Source organism: Haladaptatus sp., from assembly GCF_049589095.1.
Lineage (GTDB): Archaea > Halobacteriota > Halobacteria > Halobacteriales > Haladaptataceae > Haladaptatus.
This window is the reverse complement of sequence record NZ_JBAWAC010000418.1, coordinates 1-5270: the sequence shown is the minus strand read 5'-3', so window position 1 is coordinate 5270 and position 5270 is coordinate 1. Positions and strand designations below refer to the sequence as shown.

Sequence of the window (5270 nt, the reverse complement as noted above, 5' to 3'; positions counted from 1 at the left end):
ATCTCCGTCGAATCCAGCAGTCGCTCGCTCGTCCGTTCCAGCATCGCACCAGCGATTCGGGAGACGTGGTGGCGGTAGACGGTGGCGTTCATCAACGCGCGGGCGACGAGGAGGCTTTCCGCGGTCTGGACGTTTCCGTCCGCCAGCACGAGGTTGCCGTCCGCGAACCGGAGTGCACTGAGTAGGCGACCGTAATCCACGGTACCGTAGGGGACGCCGGTGTGGTGGGCGTCGCGCACGAGGTAATCCATTCGATCAACGTCGAGTTCGCCCGCCACGAGTTGGCCGAGTTTGCCCTCGCCAGCGACGAGTGCGGCGATTTCATTCGGATTCAGGTCGTAGCGTTCGAGCACCGCGGCCAGTTCCCCGTGATCGAGCAGGTCCCCAACTTCGTCGTGATGTCTGCCCAGTCGCCGCTCGATGATGCCCTCGGTCTGGTGCCCGTAGGGGCCGTGCCCCACGTCGTGAAGCAAGGCCGCGGCTTGCACCGCCGTCGCTCGGCGGTCGTCGATTCCGAGGCGGTCCACAGCCTGTCCCGCTAGGTGGGTGACGCCGATGCTGTGTTCGAATCGCGTGTGGTTCGCCGACGGATACACCAGCCGAACCGTACTCAACTGCTTGATGTGTCGCAAGCGCTGGACGGGTGCCGTGTCCAGCAACGCCGCCGCGACTGCCGGGAGTTCCACGTAGTCGTGAACGCTATCCTTGATCGCCTGCATGAGAGGTGGAGATTTTTGTGGGACCGATAAAGTGTCTCGTTTTTTTCGACAACGACTAGGATGGAGAGGGGATTTTTGCTCCGATTTGGTCCGTCTCGGCCAGTTCGTCCGGCCGAGTGGCGCGTGCGAGAAACGCGCGCGAGGGATGACGAGCGTCAGAGAGGAATCGGCTGGGGAGGTTCGTGGTGCGTTGCGGTTGCGGTATGATGCGGCTCGGTTACTGGAATCCCAACCTACCCAATCGCACCGATTCGTAGCGAGTTCAGTCGGAGCGTTGCTCTGACAACGTCACGCTTGCAGTGCTCGCGTGACCGGGCGAGGGCTTTCGGGGTCTGCTTCCTAGCAACTTGGTTGCTGTCGAAGTCGGACTCGATACCACCAGACATCCAGCACATGTCCGTAGAAAATAAGAAAGGAAAATCGATTTTAGAGATAACCAACACCTATCTCTAGTCGCGTTCGAAACGGACGATTTGAAACGCACGAACCACCTACACTCGACAGAGATGCCTTTTGCGGAACACGACGGAACTTCGATCTACTACGAGACGGACGGGTCGTCGAAACACGATACGGTGGCGTTCGTGGGTGATGTGGCCTACGGCGCGTGGCAGTGGGGATGGCAACACGCCGCCATCGCCGGGCCGTTCGAGTCGCTGGTGTGGGACCATCGCGGGACGGGAGAGTCCGACGCGCCGGACGGACCCTCCTCGGTTGCGGAGATGGCGGGTGACTTGGATGCGGTGCTGGCCGACCACGGCGTCAGAAAAGCCCACCTCGTCGGTGCCGGACTGGGTGGGATGGTCGCGCTCCACTACGCGAAGGAGTTCTCGCGCGCGAAGACGCTGACGCTCATCGGCACGGCGGCGAACGGGTCCTCCCTCGCGCCGGACGTTCGGGACCGCCTGCTGGCCGAAAAGACACCCGACGCGCTTCACGAGTCGCTCCGACCGGCCGTGAGCGAGGCAGCGTTCGCGGCCGGACTGGAGGACGTGGTGGAGTGGCGGCTCGCGGACGACGCCTCCCTTTCGGCCCAGCGTGCCCAGTTCGCGGCGCTGGAGGCGTTCGACGTGAGCGACGAACTGTACGAAATCACGACGCCAGCAACCGTTTGTCACGGCACCGACGACCGAGTGATCCCCGTGGAGGCCGGAAAGGAACTGGCCGATGGACTGCCACGCGGCGAGTTGGTGACGTTCGAGGACGCGCCACACCTCGTTCACGTCGAGCACTCGAAGGCGGTCAACGACACACTGCTCGACTTCCTCGCCCGACACGCTGACGAGACGTTCGACTAACCGTTACGCGTCGAACCGAACCCGTTGCTACCGATCCCAAACTATTCGATCCGACACTCGTCGCACGTCCCGTCTTCGATATAAACTGAGAGTACCTGCTTTCCGCACTCATCACACTCGACGAGAATGTCCTCCATATCGGTTTCACTATCCTGTGTCATTTTGCCCGTGAATGACATTGTGTGACTTGCTTATTAACCTATTTTATATGTTTCTGACAGGTACATGATAGGTTCGAGAAACGTCGATTCGGCCCCGAACTGCTAACCCTTCTCGCGTCGCAGAGGATGTATGTCGCTCGCATCGAAGCGACACGCCGATCGGTGGGGAGATCGGACGGCAATCGTGGACGGGGACGAGCGGGTTTCCTATACCGAACTGGCAGCGCGCGTCGAGACGGCAGCGGGCCGACTCACTGCGCTCGAAGTCGGACACGGGGATAGGGTAGCCCTCGTCTCCAGAAATCGCGTCGAAGTCCTGGTTTTCCTGTTCGCCGTCCACCGCGTCGGCGGCGTGTTCGCACCCGTTTCACATCATTTGACACCGGCTACCGTCTCGGAACCGATGGCGCAAATCGATCCCGACCTCGTGCTGTTCGAGTCGGCACAGCGCGATCTCGTTCGGCAGTTCGACGTCCGTTCGTTCGAGGAGTTCGACCGCGTGACGCCGAGCGACGCCCAATCGGCTGAGTGGGATGGGAACGAAGGGGGCGGTCGGGACACCGCCCTGCTGGTTCACACCGAGGACGGAACGCGAGTCGTCAGTCTGTCGAACCGGGCAGTGGAATGGAACTGTCGCGCGGCCACCGCTGGCTGGGGACTCGGCAGAAACGACCGTACGCTCACCGTTCGCCCGCTGTCGCTCCCGGATTGTTTGCTCGGCTTCGCGCTTCCGCTCCTCACGGTCGGCGGCCGAGTCGTGCTCCGGCGTGCGTTCGACCCGGCGGACGCGTTGTTCGCGATCGAGAACCACGGCGTGACCTGCATGGAGGGCGGTCCGACCGAGTTCCGCGAACTGGTCGACGAAGGGTCGCTGACGAACCGCTCGTCGCTCGACTGGGCGGCGACCCGCGGCCACGTGCCGCCGGACGTGCGCGAAGCGTTTCCGGTTCCACTGCTTCGCGTCTACGGCCGCCCGGAGACGGGCCCGAACGTCCTCCGCGAGTCGCCGGGATCGAAGGGGACACTCTATCCGTTTCCGAGCTATGCGGTTCGAATCGGAGACGGGACGAAAACGGACGAGGAGATCGGTGAATTGTTCGTCAGCGGTCCGGCGACGGCCAGCGGGTCCCTCGACGGCGAGGCGTTCGGCGAGTGGGTGCCGACGGGCGACGTGTTCCGACGTGGACCGAAGGACTCGGAGGATTCGAACGAGTCGAACGGCTTCGTCCTCGTCGCCGACGACGAAGCCATCGAAAGTGGAGCGGAACCGATTCATCCCTGGGCAGTCGAGACGGTGCTCGAATCACATCCGGACGTTCGCGCGGCAGGCATCGTCGAAACCGTCGCGGAGACTGGAGGGATAGCACCGAAGGCGCTCGTCGTCGGGGACGTTTCGCCGGGTGAACTCAGGGAGTTCGCGGAGGAACGACTCGCGGCGCACGAAGTACCACGGTCCATCGAATCGGTCCCGTCGCTTCCGCGGTATTCGAGCGGCGAACTCGACCGGGGTGAGCTACGCCGACGGTTTGGGACGTGGAACTCCGAGGGCGGATAGACAGCGGCGAAATCCCCGCTAACGAAACGCATTTGAGGGGTCGAGTTGCTATCTGTAGGCGAATGAGTCGGCTTAGAATCGCATTTTTGAACGCCGCACACGGCGATACGAACACGCGGCGAAACTTCCGTCGCGAACTCGACGCGGACCTCGTCGAGTTCGACGCAACCGAACGCCACCTTCCCGACAGCTTCGACTTCGACGCGGCCGTCATCTCCGGATCGCGGTCGTCGGTGTACTGGGACGAAGATTGGATTTCACCCCTGAAATCGTGGGTGGACGACGCCATCGAGACCGGAATGCCGATGCTCGGTATCTGCTACGGCCATCAACTGCTGGCCGACGTTCTCGGCGGCGACGTCCGTGACATGGGCGAGTACGAAATCGGCTATCGAGTCGTCGAGCACACCGGCGAATCCGTGTTGTTCGAGGGGATCGACCGCGAGTTTACCGCGTTCACGACCCACTCGGACGAAGTCGCGGAACTCCCGCCGGGTGCGACATCCATCGCGGAAAACGAGTACTCGAACCACGGCTTCCGAAAGGGAGACGTGTTCGGACTCCAGTTCCATCCCGAGTACGATACCGATACCGCAGAGGAGGTCACACAGGGCAAGGACCTCGCGGAGGAGCGCCTTCAGAAGGTGTTGGACGGGATCAACGAGGAGAACTTCACGGCGGCCTGCGAGGCAAAGCTCGTCTTCGAGAACTTCACGGAGTACGTTCGTGACGTGCAGGAACCCGCCGCCGACTGAGCTTCATTATCGATAGGGAGATAAATAGCCTGAATACTGAACCACCAGAGTAACCCTCGTCCGACGAGTGCTAGTCCTTATGGCAGACCAGACGACAAACGATGACGGTGGTTCTTCACGCGCCACCGCCTCGCCAGCGGGGCCGAGTACGGACGTCCCACCGCTTTCACAGGACGCCCTCTTCGACGCCCTCGCGTCCCGTCGAAGTCGCTACATCCTTCACAATCTGCGGTCGGAGGACACGCCGGTCACCCTCGACACAATCGTAGACACCGTCGCCGCATGGGAGATGGACAAATCCATCGACCTCGTCTCCGACGAACACCGCCGCAACGTCCTCATGTCCCTCCAGCACACCCAACTGCCGAAACTGGCGATGGCCGGACTCGTCCAGTACGACGAGGAACGCAGTCTCATCGACAAGGGGATTCACGCCGACCAAGCCGACGCCTACCTCGACATCGCCGTCGCACGGGATGACGCGGTGCCGACGCCGGAATAATGCCATTTTGCGGATGATGTAGAAGAGGTCGTTAGAGTACTTCTTCGACGCTATCGACCGGTGAGTAGTATCCGATGTCTTCCACCCATGCACGAAACCACTCGTCAGCGGTTTTTACCGAGAGCATGTCTTTCCGAATTCCGTGGGCTAAAATTCCAATCGAGCCAGTGACTTTGAAACCGTTTTAGGCGGCAATTCGGAAAGCGCCCGCTCTAAAAATCCGTACCCATCTTCGACACCCTGTTCTAGCTCAGCCAATACTTGACGAGCAGTATATAAT

Annotated in this window: 5 protein-coding genes; 4 read left to right on the top strand and 1 reads right to left on the bottom strand. The window is 61.5% G+C overall.

Features of this window, described 5'->3' with window-relative positions; translation table 11 throughout:
• A partial coding sequence (locus WBV42_RS13180; protein ID WP_423986431.1) for an HD domain-containing protein occupies nucleotides 1-719 on the bottom strand: 719 nt, incomplete at its 3' end.
• Nucleotides 720-1225: 506 nt separating this feature from the next.
• On the opposite strand from WBV42_RS13180, the gene WBV42_RS13175 reads away from it, so the two are divergent.
• The 4 genes from WBV42_RS13175 to WBV42_RS13160 all read left to right on the top strand — a co-directional run bounded on the left by WBV42_RS13175 (nucleotide 1226) and on the right by WBV42_RS13160 (nucleotide 4990).
• Nucleotides 1226-2017, top strand: a complete 792-nt coding sequence (locus tag WBV42_RS13175; protein WP_423986430.1) for an alpha/beta fold hydrolase — start codon at nucleotides 1226-1228, stop codon at nucleotides 2015-2017.
• A 291-nt stretch (nucleotides 2018-2308) separates the two neighbouring features.
• Complete coding sequence (locus tag WBV42_RS13170; RefSeq protein ID WP_423986429.1) at nucleotides 2309-3733, top strand: class I adenylate-forming enzyme family protein; 1425 nt, start codon at nucleotides 2309-2311, stop codon at nucleotides 3731-3733.
• Between the two features lie 62 nt (nucleotides 3734-3795).
• Nucleotides 3796-4488: a type 1 glutamine amidotransferase gene (locus WBV42_RS13165; RefSeq protein WP_423986428.1), complete on the top strand. Its 693-nt coding sequence runs from the start codon at nucleotides 3796-3798 to the stop codon at nucleotides 4486-4488.
• A 79-nt stretch (nucleotides 4489-4567) separates the two neighbouring features.
• Nucleotides 4568-4990, top strand: a complete 423-nt coding sequence (locus WBV42_RS13160; RefSeq protein ID WP_066140382.1) for a DUF7344 domain-containing protein — start codon at nucleotides 4568-4570, stop codon at nucleotides 4988-4990.
• The last annotated feature ends 280 nt before the right edge of the window (nucleotides 4991-5270 follow it).

Coding starts and splice junctions, on each gene's coding strand:
- WBV42_RS13170 (WP_423986429.1), top strand. CDS start 2,309: ATGTCGCTCGCATCGAAGCGACACGCCGATCGGTGGGGAGATCGGACG.
- WBV42_RS13175 (WP_423986430.1), top strand. CDS start 1,226: ATGCCTTTTGCGGAACACGACGGAACTTCGATCTACTACGAGACGGAC.
- WBV42_RS13160 (WP_066140382.1), top strand. CDS start 4,568: ATGGCAGACCAGACGACAAACGATGACGGTGGTTCTTCACGCGCCACC.
- WBV42_RS13165 (WP_423986428.1), top strand. CDS start 3,796: ATGAGTCGGCTTAGAATCGCATTTTTGAACGCCGCACACGGCGATACG.